The organism is Vibrio sp. 811 (assembly GCF_033339195.1).
Genome location: NZ_JAWOUB010000011.1, coordinates 1 through 17,630, shown reverse-complemented (window position 1 = coordinate 17,630; position 17,630 = coordinate 1). Strand labels below are relative to the sequence as shown.

16 protein-coding genes are annotated in these 17,630 nt (G+C 44.8%); 9 read left to right on the top strand and 7 right to left on the bottom strand.

Annotation, left to right across the window (positions count from 1 at the left end; genetic code table 11):
• Positions 1–95 precede the first annotated feature (95 nt).
• Positions 96–647: a rhombosortase gene (gene rrtA, locus R7Q46_RS16075; protein WP_165401728.1), complete on the bottom strand. Its 552-nt coding sequence runs from the start codon at positions 645–647 to the stop codon at positions 96–98.
• 3 nt (positions 648–650) lie between these two features.
• Here rrtA and R7Q46_RS16070 point away from each other — a divergent pair, with 3 nt between their 5' ends.
• The gene (locus R7Q46_RS16070; protein ID WP_213871761.1) at positions 651–1,265 is read left to right on the top strand and encodes a tRNA-uridine aminocarboxypropyltransferase; all 615 of its coding nucleotides are present in this window, start codon (positions 651–653) and stop codon (positions 1,263–1,265) included.
• Positions 1,266–1,271: 6 nt separating this feature from the next.
• Here R7Q46_RS16070 and R7Q46_RS16065 read toward each other — a convergent pair whose 3' ends face one another.
• The 3 genes from R7Q46_RS16065 to R7Q46_RS16055 form a co-directional block, all read right to left on the bottom strand.
• Positions 1,272–2,594, bottom strand: a complete 1,323-nt coding sequence (locus R7Q46_RS16065; RefSeq protein WP_115385831.1) for an anti-phage deoxyguanosine triphosphatase — start codon at positions 2,592–2,594, stop codon at positions 1,272–1,274.
• A 15-nt stretch (positions 2,595–2,609) separates the two neighbouring features.
• Positions 2,610–3,194, bottom strand: a complete 585-nt coding sequence (gene yfbR / locus R7Q46_RS16060; protein WP_025766954.1) for a 5'-deoxynucleotidase — start codon at positions 3,192–3,194, stop codon at positions 2,610–2,612.
• Positions 3,195–3,284: 90 nt separating this feature from the next.
• Positions 3,285–4,499: a pyridoxal phosphate-dependent aminotransferase gene (locus R7Q46_RS16055; protein WP_005384283.1), complete on the bottom strand. Its 1,215-nt coding sequence runs from the start codon at positions 4,497–4,499 to the stop codon at positions 3,285–3,287.
• Between the two features lie 217 nt (positions 4,500–4,716).
• Here R7Q46_RS16055 and R7Q46_RS16050 point away from each other — a divergent pair, with 217 nt between their 5' ends.
• From R7Q46_RS16050 to R7Q46_RS16020, 7 genes are all read left to right on the top strand, one after another.
• Positions 4,717–6,024 carry an isochorismate synthase MenF gene (locus R7Q46_RS16050; protein ID WP_033906881.1) on the top strand — a complete coding sequence of 436 codons (1,308 nt, stop codon included), beginning with the start codon at positions 4,717–4,719 and terminating at the stop codon, positions 6,022–6,024.
• On the top strand, positions 6,021–7,739 hold the full coding sequence (gene menD / locus R7Q46_RS16045) for a 2-succinyl-5-enolpyruvyl-6-hydroxy-3-cyclohexene-1-carboxylic-acid synthase (protein ID WP_213871760.1): 1,719 nt from the start codon (positions 6,021–6,023) through the stop codon (positions 7,737–7,739). Before R7Q46_RS16050 ends, menD begins: the two co-directional genes overlap by 4 nt.
• Positions 7,726–8,553 (top strand): 2-succinyl-6-hydroxy-2,4-cyclohexadiene-1-carboxylate synthase, encoded by an 828-nt coding sequence (gene menH, locus R7Q46_RS16040; protein WP_042524030.1) that lies wholly within the window; start codon positions 7,726–7,728, stop codon positions 8,551–8,553. Before menD ends, menH begins: the two co-directional genes overlap by 14 nt.
• Positions 8,546–9,412 carry a 1,4-dihydroxy-2-naphthoyl-CoA synthase gene (gene menB, locus R7Q46_RS16035; protein ID WP_005382318.1) on the top strand — a complete coding sequence of 289 codons (867 nt, stop codon included), beginning with the start codon at positions 8,546–8,548 and terminating at the stop codon, positions 9,410–9,412. The genes menH and menB overlap by 8 nt, the downstream gene beginning before the upstream one ends.
• A 125-nt stretch (positions 9,413–9,537) precedes the next feature.
• On the top strand, positions 9,538–10,527 hold the full coding sequence (menC, locus tag R7Q46_RS16030) for an o-succinylbenzoate synthase (protein WP_054577994.1): 990 nt from the start codon (positions 9,538–9,540) through the stop codon (positions 10,525–10,527).
• Entirely contained in the window at positions 10,512–11,939 is a 1,428-nt protein-coding gene (gene menE / locus R7Q46_RS16025; RefSeq protein ID WP_054577993.1) for an o-succinylbenzoate--CoA ligase, read from the top strand. Before menC ends, menE begins: the two co-directional genes overlap by 16 nt.
• 100 nt (positions 11,940–12,039) lie before the next feature.
• Positions 12,040–12,228 carry a hypothetical protein gene (locus tag R7Q46_RS16020; protein WP_017634658.1) on the top strand — a complete coding sequence of 63 codons (189 nt, stop codon included), beginning with the start codon at positions 12,040–12,042 and terminating at the stop codon, positions 12,226–12,228.
• Here R7Q46_RS16020 and R7Q46_RS16015 read toward each other — a convergent pair.
• The 3 genes from R7Q46_RS16015 to R7Q46_RS16005 all read right to left on the bottom strand — a co-directional run bounded on the left by R7Q46_RS16015 (position 12,225) and on the right by R7Q46_RS16005 (position 15,747).
• Positions 12,225–13,154: a YeiH family protein gene (locus R7Q46_RS16015; protein ID WP_005384270.1), complete on the bottom strand. Its 930-nt coding sequence runs from the start codon at positions 13,152–13,154 to the stop codon at positions 12,225–12,227. The genes R7Q46_RS16020 and R7Q46_RS16015 overlap by 4 nt on opposite strands.
• Positions 13,155–13,268: 114 nt before the next feature.
• A complete protein-coding gene (locus R7Q46_RS16010; protein WP_042524037.1) occupies positions 13,269–15,143 on the bottom strand; it encodes an MFS transporter in 1,875 nt (624 codons plus the stop codon).
• Between the two features lie 13 nt (positions 15,144–15,156).
• Positions 15,157–15,747 (bottom strand): TetR/AcrR family transcriptional regulator, encoded by a 591-nt coding sequence (locus tag R7Q46_RS16005; protein ID WP_005382308.1) that lies wholly within the window; start codon positions 15,745–15,747, stop codon positions 15,157–15,159.
• A gap of 392 nt (positions 15,748–16,139) precedes the next feature.
• Between R7Q46_RS16005 and R7Q46_RS16000 the strand changes: the two genes are divergently transcribed.
• Positions 16,140–17,012, top strand: a complete 873-nt coding sequence (locus R7Q46_RS16000; protein WP_154204731.1) for a Tim44 domain-containing protein — start codon at positions 16,140–16,142, stop codon at positions 17,010–17,012.
• Positions 17,013–17,630: the final 618 nt, after the last annotated feature.

Sequence of the window (17,630 nt, the reverse complement as noted above, 5' to 3'; positions counted from 1 at the left end):
ATGTATCGTAGATATTGAGTCTGAATTCAGAACAATATCTGTTTCCCTATTACTGCTTTCCCGAACCAGCCCCCTCTTTCGTGGTTCGGGATTTTTTATCCGAATAAACGACGGCGAAGGCCTTTTTCCATTAAAGCCATTACTAACCCACCGAGTGCGCCAAACATATGAGCATCAATAGCAACGTTTGCACCGATAAGCTCAGCAGTACTGCTGGATGGGCCATAGACCTGCTCCCATGCTACTTTGGCGATTAGCCCTCCGACTAACAACACACTGCTTCTTCTGCTTTCAAAGACTTCTCTGAGCGCCCAAAATCCAAACAATCCGTGTAATACGCCGGATAAACCCACGTACACCGACATGTTGGTAAACAAATTCAGCGCACCAACACATGCACATAAGATTGAAAAAACGATAAGGAAGTTACGAGTGCTTGGGCGAAAAATAAAAGTAATGATCCACAATCCTGCGAGGTTCATTCCTAAGTGCGCAAAGTTGGTATGTGTGAGATTTCCTGTTACGATTCGCCACCATTCACCATGGCGTATATTGTAGCTGTGCCACTCGGTTAGGCTTGCCATTGGTTCAAATTGAAGTATCAAACAGATCACGCTGATAATACTCAGCAAGGTATAAAGGTTCACTCTATGTCTCGTTATTGTTCTCGTTGTGGAAAATCGCAAAAAGCGTGTATTTGCCAATGGATTGTACCGCTGGCAAGCGAGGTAGAACTTATCATTCTTCAGCACACGAGTGAAGAACATCGTCCGCTTGGTACGGCACGGATTCTCAATTTGAGTTTAGATAACTGTATTTGTTTGATAGGAGAGGACTTTTCTTGTGATGATGTCTTAAATCACTTATTAGCGGATGAGTCATATCAACATTTTGTTCTTTACCCATCAGAAGAGTCACGATGCATTTCTGAAATCACTCAAGCGAGTCATAGTGTATCTAAGAAAATACGTTTGATTTTGCTCGATGGTACGTGGAAAAAAGCGTACAAAATGTGGCAACTCTCAAGCAACTTACATTCATTCCCAACCGTGCAGTTGCCTAAGCAACTACAAGGGCACTACACCATTCGTAAGGCGCCCTCTGAGAATAGCTTATCGACAGTCGAGGCTGGTTATCATTCGCTTCGCTTGCTTGAACCCGAGCGAGACTTTACACCGCTGATGCGTGCCTTTGAAAAGATGATCGAATTCCAAATCGCCCAGATGCCTCCGGGCGTTTTTGAAAAGAATTATTTGAAAGGTTGAGTGTTACTAAAGAACGATGGAAGAGAAAAGTTGGCGGTGTAGCTTTTGTGCGTGACCATCGGTCATTGCAGAAATATAATCGGCGATGACCCTCATCTTATTGCTCTCGCTCTTCGCCTGACACCACAGATCTTTTGTATGAACGGGTAGTAAGCGCTCTGGGTCTGCTGTTAACGCTTCAAAAATATCCATAATAATTTGCTGACCCTTATACTCAACGATCTGGACCTGCGGGACTTGGATAACGAAGGTGCTGACAAAGTGCTTGAGTACGTCAAGTGCACGTGCCATCTGTGGTTCTAAACACGCATTCCAAGACAGTAACGGGTTATTAAACGGCTCATCCACCGTTTTGATTGAAATGCTGGTCAGTAGCGCGTTAACCATACCACCGATAGCATCTTTCCGCTCATGGTGCTTACCGCTAAATAGCATCTGTCCGATGGAATCGATATGAGCTTCAAACCACGGGTCGCCACAGTCCGCTAATTGACTTGCTGCGCCTTCTTGCCATTGCTGACGTGTCACCATACCAAGTACGATTGCATCTTCTAAATCATGAACACCGTAGGCGATATCATCTGCCAGCTCCATGATTGAGCAATCGAGTGATTTAAAACGCGTTTTACTGTGCTCAAACTCCGATTCTGGCGTTGAACGCATCAGACTAAGCAATGCCTTGTCGTTGTCAGAAAGCGGTGCAATTACCCAATCAAATAAGTCTTTATCACAATCATAAATGCCTTTAGCTGGGCTCCAGTCTTTTGCTTTTAGTTTACGTTGATGCTCGGCTGGCTGAGGCAACTTGACGGAGCGTGTTTGACTAATGAGGGCAGGGTACTTAATCAAACCAAGCAGTGTGCGGCGTGATAAATTCATTCCGAAATGCTCGGTATAAGGCTCTAACTTAGTGACTATACGAAAGGTTTGGGCGTTCCCCTCGAAGCCGCCATGTTCGCGCATTACGTAGTTTAGAGCGACTTCTCCCCCATGACCGTATGGGGGGTGCCCGATGTCGTGCGCCAAACATAATGAATCAATTAAGCTGTCTGATGGTAATAGATCACGGAACTCTGGCTGTTTTTTCTTTAACTGGGCGACGATACCGGTCCCGAGTTGCGACGCTTCTAAGGAGTGTGTTAACCGGCTGCGGTGAAAGTCTTCCAAGCTATTGCCGTGTACTTGGGTTTTTGCTTGTAGGCGTCGAAATGCAGCCGAGTGAAGAATGCGCGCTCGGTCTCGTTGGTACGGGCTCCGATGGTCGTCTCGACGGATTTTATGCTCATCATCATGGCGCTCTTGCCATTGCGGGTGTAATTCAAACGACACGATTATCTCCGTAAGCTAACTGATTTCATCTAACGATAATTCGAAACTTGGGGCAAAGGTATTGAGAAAGTAATCCATTTCAGGCGTTCTGCGTTCTTGCAAAGTGACGTCTAAGCGTTTTTTTGCCAGAGCGAACTCATGGTTGCCGGCGCTTAGTTCTTCGAGACATTTTAAATAGGCACAGATGGAATCGGCTTGCTTAACGATTTTTGCGTCCTCTTCGTGAGCAGAGTGAGAAAGAAGATAGGGGGCAAAGTCATCTTGGAACTCTTCCGGTAACATTGAGAGTAATTTTTGCTCCGCTGCCGATTCTATCTTCTTATATTCTTTGGCAATTTCAGGGTTGTAATACTTCACTGGAGTCGGAAGATCACCCGTTAATACTTCACTGGAGTCATGGTACATGGCAAGAATCGCGATACGCTCTGGATTAAGGTTACCGCCGAATTTTTTGTTTTTAATTAGGGCAAGGGCATGAGCGACAAAAGCAACTTGTAAGCTATGCTCTGAAACGTTTTCTGGTGAGACGGACCGCATTAAAGGCCAGCGTTGGATCAGCTTCATTCGAGCCAGGTGGGCGAAAAAATGGCTTTCTTTCATGGCTTTCTCCGTTTCTGGTGTAAAAAAGGAACTCACTAGGAGTTCCTCTAAGCATATGAGAGATCAGCACTAATTACTACCAGTGATTCATTACTGGCTGTAGGTTGATAGGAATCTTTCAAAACGTCCAATGGCGATTTCTAGATCTTCAACGTGCGGTAGTGTCACGATGCGGAAGTGGTCTGGTTTTGGCCAGTTAAAACCAGAACCTTGCACTAGTAAGACCTTCTCTTGTTTTAAGAAATCTAAAACCATCTGTTGATCGTTCTTGATGTTGTACATTTTAGTGTCGATTTTCGGGAAGAGGTACATCGCACCCTTAGGTTTGACACAAGAAACACCAGGAATCTGATTGATCAGTTCATACGCTCGGTTGCGCTGCTCTAATAAGCGTCCGCCAGGTAAAATCAGTTCATTAATACTCTGGTATCCACCTAACGCGGTTTGAATCGCATGTTGCATTGGTACGTTTGCGCATAAACGCATCGATGAAAGCAGCTCCAAGCCATTCACGTACCCTTGAGCCAGATGTTTAGGCCCCGTTAGGAACATCCAGCCACCACGGAAACCACAAACACGGTAGGCTTTTGAAAGGCCATTGAATGTCATAACTAGCACGTCTTCAGTGAGTGTGGCGACTGAGGTATGTGTTGCACCGTCGTACAACACTTTGTCGTAGATCTCATCTGCGAAAATGATCAGTTTGTGCTGGCGTGCTATCTCAATCACTTCAAGTAGGAAGTCACGGCTGTATACCGCACCTGTCGGGTTGTTCGGGTTGATCAGAACAATGCCACGTGTCTTTGGTGTGATTTTCTTTTTGATGTCTTCAAGGTCTGGGTACCAGTCAGCCTCTTCATCACATAGATAATGAACCGGCTTACCACCAGATAGTGCAACTGAAGCTGTCCATAACGGATAGTCTGGTGCTGGGATCAGCATTTCGTCGCCATTGTTTAATAGCGCTTGCATGGCCATTACGATCAACTCAGACACGCCGTTACCTACATACACATCTTCGACATCTAGCGAGCGTATACCTTTACGCTGATAGTGTTGGACCACAGCTTTACGAGCAGAGTAAATGCCTTTGGAATCACAATAGCCTTGAGAAGTCGGCAGATTACGAATCACGTCGACTAAAATCTCATCAGGGGCGTCAAAACCAAATGGGGCAGGGTTACCAATGTTTAGCTTTAGGATTTTATGCCCTTCTTCCTCCATGCGCTTAGCATGTTTGAGTACAGGACCCCTAATGTCGTAGCAGACATTGTCGAGTTTTGACGACATCCCGATATTTTGCATTGTTTAATTCCTAAAAATTCGTTAATTTCTTTATTAAAATACAATAATTTGTTTTTTATTAGAATATATATCTGTAAATAATCTGTCTGCTGGTTAAGTTTTGCTCGCTTGCTATCACAGGATTTTGCAAAAGATCGCATACGACCTTGATTTGCTTTGGGTCTAAACTTAGAGTAGCCGTCAGTTACCATTTATCCTCACATACAACGAGGTTGATTTGTCACAGTTCCATCAAGCCGTAAAGAGAATTATCGAGCGAGTTCAGCAATCGGAAGGCAATCAAACACGTCTGGTCGAGCCCCTTAGCGAGAAACCTAATTTCTCATTTATTGATTGGCTTGATGCACAACCACTTTTCCCTAAGTTTTATTGGCAGTCCCGCGATACACGTGAAGAGGTCGTTGCACTAGGGCAATTGCACGCTTTTGTTGAGCCAGGTCCTGCTTATACCATTCTAGGTGAAGGGCAAAGAGTCTGGGGCGGGCGCTCTTTTGATGGACAGCATGAGAAGAATCGTCGCTGTATGCCTTCTTTTTTCTTTTTGCCTCAAATTGAGTTAATTCGTTTTGACCAACAGTGGTCTCTCGCAGTTAATATTTCAGAAGACAAAGCGCGAACTCTAGCTGGGTTGAATAAACTGGTTTGTGAGGTCGCAACCTTAGCTCCAATTTCGTCTCACATCCGCTCTATTGTTCATACGCCAAGTCAGCCTCAATGGAATGAGTTAGTTCATAAGGTTCTGACTGGTATAGAGAATGATGATTTTAAGAAAGTGGTTTTAGCGCGTCGCTCTACCGTGCAGCTTGATAACACATTAAGTGCTGCACAGCTACTTAAAGCAAGTTACTTAAATAACCATCATAGCTTCCATTTCATGCTGAGCTTAGACAGTAAGCACAGTTTTATGGGGTCTACGCCAGAACGTTTGTATTCTCGCGTAGGGCATGAGCTACATACCGAAGCGTTAGCAGGTACGATTGGTCGGGGAGACAATGCCACTCAAGATATGGAGTTGGCGAATTGGTTATCCCAAGACCAAAAGAACCTCAACGAAAACCAGTATGTGGTGGACGACATCATTGATCGTCTATCACCGCATTCTGAAATGGTTGAAGTGGAAGCTGAACCGAGTTTGGTCAGACTACGAAAAGTGCAGCACCTTAAGCGAAATATTCACGCTAGTCTAAGAGCGGGGATAAATGGTGTTCAGTTGTTATCGGCGCTTCAGCCAACAGCGGCGGTTGCTGGCTTACCCCGACAAGAGTCTATGCAGTTTATTCTTGATAATGAGCCCTTTGCACGCGGCTGGTACGCGGGGTCAATGGGTTACATCAGCCATGAACGAGCAGAGTTTTGTGTCGCAATCAGAAGTGCGCTTGTGCTCGGTGAGCAAGTACAACTGTTTGCGGGCGCAGGGATTGTTCCAGGCTCCATTGCAGAACATGAGTGGGCAGAACTTGATAAGAAAATGTCGACGTTACTTACGCTGATTTCTGATCATCCGCCATTGGGAGTCGCATCATGAGTCATGACCAAGCGGTGCTCAATCGAGTTTGGTCAGAAACCATATTGATTGAGCTTCAGCGATTTGGCGTTAAGCATGTTTGTATCGCTCCAGGATCTCGTTCTACTCCTTTAACTTTAGAAGCGGCAGAACAGTCCGACTTTTCCATTCATACTCATTTTGATGAGCGTGGACTGGGCTTTATGGCTCTTGGTTTAGCGAAAGCTACTCAGGAGCCAGTGGCAATTATCGTTACCTCTGGTACGGCAGTGGCGAACCTATTACCGTCGGTTGCCGAAGCCAAACTTACTGGTGAAAAACTGGTGCTGCTGACAGCAGATCGTCCAGTAGAACTTGTCGGCTGTGGTGCAAACCAAGCGATAAATCAATTGGGTATTTTTTCACATCATGTTTCGGCCAGTTTGAATTTACCAAGCCCAAATTTAGCAACGTCGCTTAACTGGTTGCTTACTTCAGTTGATGAAGTGATGTTTACGCAGCAATTGCAGGGTAGTGCTGTTCATATTAATTGTGCATTTCCAGAGCCTTTGTATTCCAACGGCGCAAAAGCGGATTATCAAACCTACTTAGATTCGGTCGCCGGATGGCGAAAAGGAAGCGGCACTTATACTCAGCGTTTTAGCCATTTGTCACAGGCGAACATCCCGTCTTGCTCAGACAAAAAAGGGTTGGTTGTGATTGGCAGCTTACCGCTTGAACAAGCGCAGTCGGCGCAGGCGTTTGCACAAAAAATGGGATGGCCGGTACTTGCAGACCCGCAAAGTGGTCTCAGTTCGGATTGGGCGCATTACGATGTATGGCTTCAACTTCCCGAGTTCGTAAACGAGCTTGAGTCTTGTGAACTTATTATCCAATTTGGTAGCCGAATTATCTCAAAACGTTTGAATCATTGGATTGATAAACAAGTTTCGCAGAGTCAACAAGATAAAGACGTTCAGTATTGGTATGTCTCACCTTGTATGGACCGGAATAACCAAAATCATCTGGCGCAAATGCACTGGGTTGAGCCTCCTCAAACGTGGGTTTCTCGCATTAGCTTTGAGAAGTCAATATTTGCTGGGTGGGCTGATAGGTTAGCGAATGACGTTAAGCGAGTTCATCAACGTATCGAAGAAGCCTTCCTATCTGATTCAGCGTCTGCCATTGACGAAATTGCGTTGGCAGCAGACATCAACGAGCGCACAAAGAACGTAGATGTTTTCTTGGGTAATAGCTTGTTTGTTCGGCTTGTTGATATGTACGGAAAATTTGATGGTGTAGAGGTTTTCACTAATCGAGGCGCGTCAGGGATTGACGGTTTGTTTGCTACGGCATCAGGCGTGCAACGGGCAAGAGGTAATCCGTTACTGATGTATATCGGTGACACAGCAGCACTTTATGATCTCAATTCTCTGGCGCTATTTTCTCACAATAAACTGCCGGCGGTACTTGTTGTTACTAATAATGACGGCGGTGCGATTTTTGATATGTTGCCAGTACCACCAGAGCGCAGGACGACATATTATCAAATGCCTCATGGTTATCAGTTTGAACACGCGGCAAAGCAGTTTGGTTTGGCGTATTTGCATGTTTCTACACTGGAGCAATTCCAATCATCTGTAAAAGAGCATTTATGTCACCGCCAAGGCACGTTGCTGGTCGAGGTTCAAACCCCACCTAATCAAGCTGCTGAGACACTCAAGGCATTTAATAAGAGTCTGAATGCTTTACTTTGAACGTTTCCCTGTATTAGAAAAACACCAAAGTAGAACGTTGCCCACTTTGGTGTTTTTGCATGGCTTACTCGGTAGCGGTGCCGATTGGCTCGCGTGTTTAAATGCATTACCCGAATATGAACGTGTTACGGTTGACCTTCCTGGTCACGGACGCAGCCAATCTATTTTTTGCTGCGATTTAAATGATTGCTGCAAACTTCTTGGTTCCACACTATCTTTATTATTTCCCTCACAACAACCACTTATTTTGATTGGATACTCTATGGGCGGCCGCATTGCGATGCATGGTATTGCCCATCAATGCTTTCCAGAGCTCAATATTGCAGGCGCGATTATTGAAGGGGGAAACTTCGGGCTTCAAACTGAGTCAGAGAAACAGGTGAGATTAGAGAATGATGCTCGCTGGGCAATGCGTTTCAAAACTGAACCACTTGAACGTGTTTTGAACGATTGGTACCAACAAGCGGTGTTTTCTTCACTAAACCATGAGCAAAGACAAACATTCATTGCGAAGCGAAGTGATAATCTTGGCTCAGCGGTGGCGAATATGTTGATGGCGACATCGTTAGCCAAACAGGCATATTTGTTGCCCTCACTGCAAAAGCAGAACATACCAGTGTATTACTTGTGTGGTGAGAAAGACCAAAAATTTAGCCAACTGGCACAACGTAGCGGGTTGGCGTATCGACAAGTTGAAGGCGCTGGTCATAACGTCCATCAAGAGCAGCCCAAACAGTTTGCGATACATACCAAGCAAATAATTCAGTCTCACTTTGGTGAGAGTAACGAGAACAATGGGAATCACCATGGCTAAAACAGTAGGCATTTCTGAAGAAGAACTTTACGCTCCGGTTCAATGGAAAGATTGCGGCGAGAAATACGAGGACATTCATTACCATAAGTCTGAAGATGGTATCGCGAAAATCACCATTGCGCGTCCTCAAGTGCGTAACGCGTTTCGTCCTCAAACGGTAAAAGAGATGATTGATGCGTTGGCAGATGCGCGTTACGACTCTGGTGTTGGCGTGATCATTCTGACAGGTCTAGGTGAAGACGCATTCTGTTCTGGCGGTGACCAGAAGATCCGCGGCGACTACGGCGGCTACAAAGACGACCAAGGTACGCACCACCTAAACGTATTGGACTTCCAACGTGATATTCGTACTTGTCCAAAACCAGTGATCGCATCGGTAGCAGGTTGGGCTGTGGGCGGTGGTCATGTTCTGCACATGATGTGTGACCTAACGATTGCAGCTGACAACGCTCAATTTGGTCAAACAGGCCCTAAAGTGGGTTCATTTGATGGTGGTTGGGGTGCATCTTACATGGCTCGCATCGTAGGCCAAAAGAAAGCTCGCGAAATTTGGTTCCTATGTCGTTTCTACAATGCTCAAGAAGCGGTAGACATGGGCCTAGTAAACACAGTTGTACCACTAGCGGATCTAGAGAAAGAAACCGTTCGTTGGTGTCGTGAAGTACTACAGCACAGCCCAATGGCATTGCGCTGCCTGAAAGCTGCATTAAACGCAGATTGTGATGGTCAAGCGGGTCTGCAAGAGCTAGCGGGTAACGCAACGATGATGTTCTACATGACTGATGAAGGCCAAGAAGGTCGTAATGCCTTTAACGAGAAGCGTCGCCCAGACTTCGATAAATTCCCTCGCAACCCATAATCCGTCTAAATGAGGAGCGTGTTAGCTCCTCTGTTCCTTTTTTCCTGAGCGCCTCGCCCTCTGGGAGGCTGGTGGGATTGCTCGTCAGAACGCTCAAATATACGGCATTACATAGGACTTGAATTATGCGTGAAGCGAAAATTTATCGTTATAGCTTGCCCATGGATAGTGGTGTCATCCTACGTAACAACAAGCTAACCGAACGTGTTGGTTATGTTGTTGCGCTTTCCGAAGATGGTAAAACAGGGCTTGGAGAAGTCGCTCCTCTTCCTGGTTTTAGCTTAGAGAGCGCCGAAGATGCGGGTGTTCAGCTACAAGAACAGGCGGAGCGTTGGGTTGCAGAGTTGGATGTGGATTATGCCAATATGTACCCGTCGGTTGCGTTTGGTTTATCGATGGCACAGCTTGAATTAGCTGGTGGCTTACCACAACAAGGTAAATACCAAACAGCGCCACTATGCACTGGCGACCCAGATGAGCTCATTCCAAAGCTGAACGAAATGGAAGGTGAGAAAGTCGCTAAGGTGAAAGTTGGACTTTATGAGCCAATTCGCGATGGCATGCTTGTGAACCTTTTTCTTGAATCAATCCCTCAATTAACGCTTCGACTTGATGCAAACCGCGCTTGGACACCAGAAAAAGCGCAGCAGTTTGCTAAATACATTACTCCGTCTTTGCGTCAGCGCATCACCTTTTTGGAAGAGCCGTGCCGCTCTCCTGGCGATAGTCTCTCTTTTGCGATTAATACTGGTATTGCTATCGCTTGGGATGAAACATTGCAAGATGCGGTTCGTCGTGAAGATTTCCGTCTTGAAGATCTAACTGGTGTGAAAACGATCATCATCAAACCCACACTCATTGGTTCGGTGGATTTTTGTATTACACTGATAGAGAAAGCGAAGTCACTGGGGATGAAAGCAGTGATTAGCTCGAGCATTGAATCCAGTCTCGGTTTAACTCAATTAGCGCGCTTTGCCCAATGGCAGCTGCCTGATGAAGTTCCAGGTTTGGATACGATTGGCTTATTCAAAGCTCAGCTAGAGCAGGGCTGGCCTAAGTGTGAACTTCCCGTTCTTCCTCTAAAAGACCAGGAGATTGTGTGGCATTCTGCGTAGACAATATTGCGAAGGCACCATGGAAATATTGGGCTCAAACGAGCCCTTTTTCTATTGCACTCAAGACATCAACAGAAGTATTAAACTGGCAACACCTCTCGAAGCGTATTGACCAATACACTCACTATTTGAATGACTTGGGTGTAACTCGGGGGGATGTGCTGACTTTGGTTGGCAAGAACCAAGTAGAAACACTGTTGTTTTATCTTGCCTCCAAACAGTTAGGCGCACTCGCTGCGCTGACCATGGAACAACCACTAGATAAGTTGCAGGGTAAGCTTGCTACACTTTACAGGCCTGATCAAACTCGGTTTATCTGGTTTTCTCAGGAGTGCGCTTCGACCTTTTCTGAACATGATGTACAAAAACTCAAGGCAACATTGCTTTCACCGCCTGTAGTATCACAGCAAGAGAGTGATTCGTTGACTGAAGATAGCTATCATCATGACCGGCTCGCTTCAGTAGTATTTACTTCTGGCTCTACAGGGGAGCCTAAAGCTGTGGTTCATACACATCGACAGCATCTTGCGTCTGCAGAGGGCTTGTTGCAGGAGTTCATTTTCACTCAGCAAGATGCTTGGCTGTTATCGCTTCCGCTGTATCACGTCTCTGGATTAGCGATTGTCTATCGTTGGCTATATGTCGGAGCAACACTAAAAGTCGGTTCAGGGAAACTTGTTGATGATATTCAGGGCGTATCACACGCTTCTTTGGTTGCGACTCAGCTCAAACGGTTATTGGATGATGATGCACATTTGTCATTGACACATGTGCTACTGGGCGGCAGTCACGTTGATCATGAGTTGGCACTACGAGCATCAGGGCAAGGCATTGAGACGTGGTTAGGTTATGGGATGACGGAGGCGGCCTCTACCGTTACCGCAAAGAGAATTGACAGCACCAGTAATGCTGGACATGTATTGAAGCACCGTAAGATAAAATTAGTTGACCAACGCATTTTTGTTGGCGGTAAGACATTAGCGGCAGGGTATTTCCATCAAGGACATGTTACCCCATTTCTGGATGAGAAAGGCTGGTTTGACAGCAAAGATCTTGGCGAGTGGCAAGGTGATGAATTAAAGATAATCGGCCGTGCCGACAATCAGTTTATCTCTGGTGGTGAGAATATCCATTGTGAAGAGATTGAAGCCGCTTTGAACCAAATTGATGGTGTAGTGCAGAGTATAGTGGTTCCAGTCGAAGACGCGGAGTTTGGTCATAGACCAGTAGCTGTGATTCAGACCAATGGATTGCGCAGCAAGTCGGAGTATGACCAGCACTTGCAATCAAAGTTAGAGAAGTTTAAATGGCCAGTGGAATACCATGTAATGCCAGAAACTCTACTAGAAGGTGGGATCAAAATTTCACGTAAGGCCGTGAAAGAGTGGCTGTTGTCATCACTTCAGCATTAGTCAATTTTGCTATGTATTAGTCATAAAGAGAATTTCGTATCCTTATAACTCTGAATCATAATTATGCTTCTTAGTGGAGAGAAAATGCATAAGGTTCAGGATGGCAAAGCTAGTTTTAATTGCGGCAGTAGCACTACAAATTGGTATCGCGATAAGTAGTGAAGGGCTAGCCCGCTCTCTTGCAGAGCTAACGGCATTTTTGATCGCTATTGCGTTGGTCGTTATATACAAAAATAGCAAACGGGAAATACCGTCCCCTCAACGCGATAAGCAGACCACCAATATCTAAAACAGTAACCAACTTAGAGAAGTGGTAGAAATTAGCACCCACAGAGTCACACCAAACAACAGCGGCTTAGCTCCAGCTGACTTTAGTTTTGAAATTGAAATGCTGCAACCTATCAAGAACAGACATACAACCAACGCTTGCTTTGCTCCAATGAAAATGCCGTGATAGACCATTTCAAATTGAGGAAAGAAGTCGCTAAACGCGATAGCTGCACAGTACCAAAAAATGAAATAAGGGATAGCTAGTTTTTTCTTTCCATTCTCTTTTTGGCCTCTTGAAAAGATGACGGCACTGATCAAAGCAACAGGAATGATCCATAAAGCGCGCGCGAGTTTCAATGTTGTTGCCGTCGTTAGTGCTTCTTCCCCATAGGCCGAGGCAGCCCCGACAACAGAAGATGTGTCATGAATGGCAATCGCAGCCCATGTGCCAAACGTGTGTTGATCTAGCCCTAAAGCATGTCCAATCACAGGAAACACAAAGAGTGCAATGGAGTTCAGGACAAACACTGTTGCCAGTGCTAATCCAATCTGCTCGTCTTTCGCTTTAATCGCCGGTGCCACAGCAGCAATTGCGCTACCACCACAAATTGCAGTACCTGATGAGATTAAGTAAGCGGTTACTCGCTCCAATTTAATTACCCTGGCAATGAGAGTGCCCATGATCAGTGTGCCTGTAATAGTGGCGATGATCAGGCCGATACCATCCGATGTGACTGCAAGTGCTTGCTCAAAGTTGATGCCAAAGCCTAAGCCAATAATCGAGTAAGACAGCAGCTTTTTAGTAAAAGAAGCGATGGGCAGCTCGGAAGGCACAAAACCAAAACTTGCGAGTAGAAAACCGATAACTAGAGCAATGGGAGAGGAGGCAAGAGGGGTTAGACAAAAAAGTAACGCCAATCCAAACAGGAGGTAGTTTCTATTCAAGGTTTTTATTCGCTGTTGTGAATGAAAGGGAGAGTATATCGCACTGGGTGTGGTCAGTTTGTCTTAATGATTTGAACACATGTTCAGTTATCCTAAACATGTGTTCAAGTGTATTTATCGCCAGTCGCCTCTAAGTTGATGCACTTTATCGAACATTGTTTTTGCCGTTGCTTCATTTGGTGGCACCGGTTGTCCTGCCTCAATTTCTAGCTTTGACCAAAATCGAGTCGGTAAGCCACAGCATGCGCGACCTTTTGCGCGGCTGAAATAGCTTCCCCATAATCCTTTTAGTGCAACAGGTATGACAGGTACTGGGCTACGACGTAGAATGATATCAATACCGCGCATGAATTCATTCATTTCACCATCTGAAGTTAATCTTCCTTCAGGGAAAATACAGACGATATGACCTTCGCTTAGCGCGGCTTCCACATCGTTAAATGCACGTCTGATAGAGCTTCTGTTACTCGCTGAAATTGGAATTACCCCAGTTCGACGTAAAAAGCGCCTTAATGGAGGTAGGTTGGCGTAATCTTCCTCCATCACAAAACGAATCAACCTTGGGCATACTGCACTAAGTAGCAATGCATCCATGTAGCTTACATGATTACATACAATCAATGCCCCACCATGCTCGGGTAGGTTGTGTAGATTCTTATGCTTAACTCGATAGATGGTGTGCGTAAGCATCCACATGACAAAGCGAACTACAAAAATAGGTATTTGCAAAAAGATGTAAGCGGCAACTAAGAAATTTAAAATGGCTAACAATGCAAACAGCTGAGGAATTGTCATCTTGATTACACTTAGGCACACAATACCCAAGACAGCGCTGCCGACCATAAACAGAGAGTTAAAGATGTTGAGCCCTGCGATGACTTGAGCACGTTCGGTTTCCTTTGCTCGATGCTGCATTAATGCGTAAAGAGGCACGATAAACAAACCGCCCGAAGCGCCAATCATCAATAGGTAGAAAAATAATGGCCAAAAAGGCTCATATCTAAAGAAGTCTACAAAGTTATGGAAAATAGGTAGATCATTGGGAATGGAAGTGGCCATTAGGTACCCAAATACCGTAATGCCAAAGGCACCAATTGGCACAATACCGACTTCGATACGATGGTTTGAGATCCAATTGCAAAGTAGCGACCCTAGCGCGATACCAATGGAAAATAGAGCGAGCAAGAAAGACACCGCACTCTCGGTGCCATTTAGGTAAATCTTAGTGAAATTCGGGAATTGTGTTAGATATGCGGCGCCTAAAAACCAAAACCAGCTTATTGCCATTATGCATTGAAAAACAACTCGATCGGATTTGGCGATAGAGAGCGTGTGTTTGGTTTGCTTATATGGTTGCCAACGAAAAGAGAGATTGGGCGCGCTGGCTGCAGCAAAGGGGATTGAGCGGCTCGACAAGTAGCCTAACAATGCGAAGATCACGACACAAAATGCGGCAAGGTATTTTGCGTTGTCTGTAGAGGCTATAATCCCAGCGCCTAAGGTGCCAATAAGGATGGCGATAAAGGTACCAGCTTCAACAAGAGCGTTGCCGGGCACTAACTCTTTAGCATTTAACTTTTGAGGCAAAAGGGCATATTTAACTGGGCCAAAAAATGCTGACTGTGTGCCCATTAAAAACAGTAGCAATAAAAGCACACCATAACTTTCGGTTATGAATCCGATGGCACCTAACAGCATGATGGCTATTTCAAATAGTTTGACCTTACGAATAAACCATGACTTTTCATATTTGTCGGCTAATACGCCAGCGGAAGCAGAGAACAGAAAGAACGGTAGAATGAACAAGCCTGCCGCAAGGTTGATGAACAAATTGCTCGAAATAGGCAGTGCACTGGAGCCAGCGAATGCGACAAACAACAGCAAAACGTTTTTAAAAATATTGTCGTTGAAAGCGCCAAAAAATTGAGTAATGAAATAGGGCAGGAATTTTCTCTGCGTAAGTAAGGACGGCTGTCTGTCGGATGACATGGATAATCCTTTGTTACCAGTTCGTGAGGTAGTTAGAAAGAAGATTACTGATCAATTCTTTGCCATCAATCGGTTCACTAGAGAAAAACTTATCATCAACACTGAGTAAAGTAATGCCATGTACGCCAGACCAAAGGACTCGACTCGCTTGAATCACTTCGGATTCAGTACGATGTGGTGCGATTTGAGCCAATAGTGACTCTAGCATTCCCGTCATACCATCGATACGTTTGGCATGCCATTCCGGAAGTTCTGCTCCATTCATGTTGTGTTCGAACACTAACTGCCAACGGTATGGGTGTTTTTGAGCAAAATCGTGGTAGCAATAAGCGAGTTCAAAAAGCGCTTGATGGGAGTCTTTGCTGTCATTAGTCGCTTTGCGTGCTTCTTGAGATAACTCATCTAAAGTTTGAGCGACAACATGAAGCAACAACAAATTATAATTACCAAAAACATTTACCAATGTGCTTGGCACGTAACCAATCATGTTAGCGATTTTACGAAGACTGAGTTCGTGGTAAGAATTCTCATCTAAAAAGTTTTTGACCGTTGTTAACGTCAAATTCACTAACTCTTCTCGGGTGTGATCGTTTCTGCGCGCCATACTCTCAAACTACTTTATTGAACATCGTTCAATATGATAGTCAGCTACCTATTAACCGTCAACAAGGCAATGTGTCCAAGTGCCCTCAAGGTGTAGGATTCTGAGCTGTGTCACTGATTCTAATTCAAGTAAAACAATCTGGAGTATTAGTGAACTTATTCCATACTTTTTTTACATTGATCAAGCGCCTTCAGCTGAATTGCAAGCAGTGTGAGCAGTCTGCATTTTTGGCAATATTCTGATACATGTCAGCTTCTATAAGCTATTTTCATCAATCGGTATACAGAGTATGATGACTTAAAAATCATCTTTGGCGTGCTACTGTTTGAAACAACGATTGTTTCGTCTTGAAAATGGGGCACTATCTTAGATAGCTAACTTTAAGGATAACGATGAAACGTTTATTTTCTATTGTTGCTTTATTGATGTTTACTGTTGCTGTAACGCCTATCGCGGAAGCGAAGAAGTTTGGTGGCAGTAAGTCTTTCGGTAAGAGCTACAAAACTGCACCAGCACCGAAACAACAGCAACAAAACACCAATACGGTCGGCAAAGATCAGACGACAAAGTCTTCAAGTAAGAAAGGCCTTATGGGTGGTCTGCTAGGCGGACTTCTTGCTGGTGGTCTACTTGCTGCATTCTTTGGCGGTGCTTTTGAAGGTATCCAGTTTATGGATATCCTAATTATTGGTTTGATTGCCTTTGTCATCTTTAAACTAATGCGCGGTATGCTAGGTGCGAAGCAGGGCAGTATGAACCAGCATCGTCAACAGCCTGCATTTGGTGGCAACGCATCTAAGTTTGAGCAACCAAACATGCAAAACTTTGAGCAACAACCAAACACAAATAATGGTGGCTTTGGTGGTTTTGGCGCTCAAACAGACGTACCACATAACTACCCACCGGGTTTTGACCAAGCAGCGTTCATTAATGGTTCTCGTGAACACTATCGAATCCTGCAAGGTGCGTGGAATCACAACCAGCTAGAAACTATTGAAGAATATGTTTCTCCAAGCTTGTTTGAAGACCTAAAAGCAGAGCGCGCGAAGCTCGACGGTGAGCAGCATACTGACGTAATGTACGTTGATGCGGAGATCGTCCGCGCTGATTACGATGCAAATAAAGCACAGCTTAGTCTGCAGTTTAGCGGTCGTTACCGTGACACAGTAGAAGGTGTTGAAGAAGAAATCGAAGATATCTGGCACCTAGAGCGTGACTTGACTGCGCCTAGTGCGCCATGGTTAATCGTTGGTATTCAAGGCTAGTCACCTTTAAACCAATTTAGTCACTAGTAAAAATCCCGCATCCCCTGCGGGATTTTTTGTATCTATCATTTATATTTCTTGTACGTGTTTTTATACAAACATCACTAATTGAGTCCGTTTGGTAATTTTGCGAGCCCACTTTTTCTAGTAAGTCCTCAAGTGTTTTCCTATTTATATTGAACATTCATATTAAGGCCATACGAACTAACAAAATCAAAATAGCTAGTACATTGTTTGTAGGGTAAAGATCTGCTCCTCAGCCTTTTGTTTGTGGAGTTTCACATGGGGTTGGTTGCTTTAGTGAGATTGAGTATAGGTTATACCAATCGTAGTAAATAACTGGTCATTCTAGCTTGTTAAAATACTCGATAACTGCGCCTTGTTCTCAAGCATTTTCCCTACGCTATTTCTGATCACTTATTTACTGTGATAGGTATTCAATCGAGCAGAGTTTCGGTTAGGAGTGAAAGGTTCGTTGTAGTAGGACTATGCTATCAAGATCCTGAAACGAAAAAAGCCAGCTCAATGAGCTGGCTTCTTCAATATGGTGGAGGGGGACGGATTCGAACCATCGAAGGCAGTGCCGGCAGATTTACAGTCTGCTCCCTTTGGCCACTC

Coding starts and splice junctions, on each gene's coding strand:
- R7Q46_RS16070 (WP_213871761.1), top strand. CDS start 651: ATGTCTCGTTATTGTTCTCGTTGTGGAAAATCGCAAAAAGCGTGTATT.
- yfbR (WP_025766954.1), bottom strand. CDS start 3,194: ATGAAAGAAAGCCATTTTTTCGCCCACCTGGCTCGAATGAAGCTGATC.
- R7Q46_RS16055 (WP_005384283.1), bottom strand. CDS start 4,499: ATGCAAAATATCGGGATGTCGTCAAAACTCGACAATGTCTGCTACGAC.
- menD (WP_213871760.1), top strand. CDS start 6,021: ATGAGTCATGACCAAGCGGTGCTCAATCGAGTTTGGTCAGAAACCATA.
- menH (WP_042524030.1), top strand. CDS start 7,726: ATGCTTTACTTTGAACGTTTCCCTGTATTAGAAAAACACCAAAGTAGA.
- menB (WP_005382318.1), top strand. CDS start 8,546: ATGGCTAAAACAGTAGGCATTTCTGAAGAAGAACTTTACGCTCCGGTT.
- menC (WP_054577994.1), top strand. CDS start 9,538: ATGCGTGAAGCGAAAATTTATCGTTATAGCTTGCCCATGGATAGTGGT.
- R7Q46_RS16020 (WP_017634658.1), top strand. CDS start 12,040: ATGGCAAAGCTAGTTTTAATTGCGGCAGTAGCACTACAAATTGGTATC.
- R7Q46_RS16010 (WP_042524037.1), bottom strand. CDS start 15,143: ATGTCATCCGACAGACAGCCGTCCTTACTTACGCAGAGAAAATTCCTG.
- R7Q46_RS16005 (WP_005382308.1), bottom strand. CDS start 15,747: ATGGCGCGCAGAAACGATCACACCCGAGAAGAGTTAGTGAATTTGACG.
- R7Q46_RS16000 (WP_154204731.1), top strand. CDS start 16,140: ATGAAACGTTTATTTTCTATTGTTGCTTTATTGATGTTTACTGTTGCT.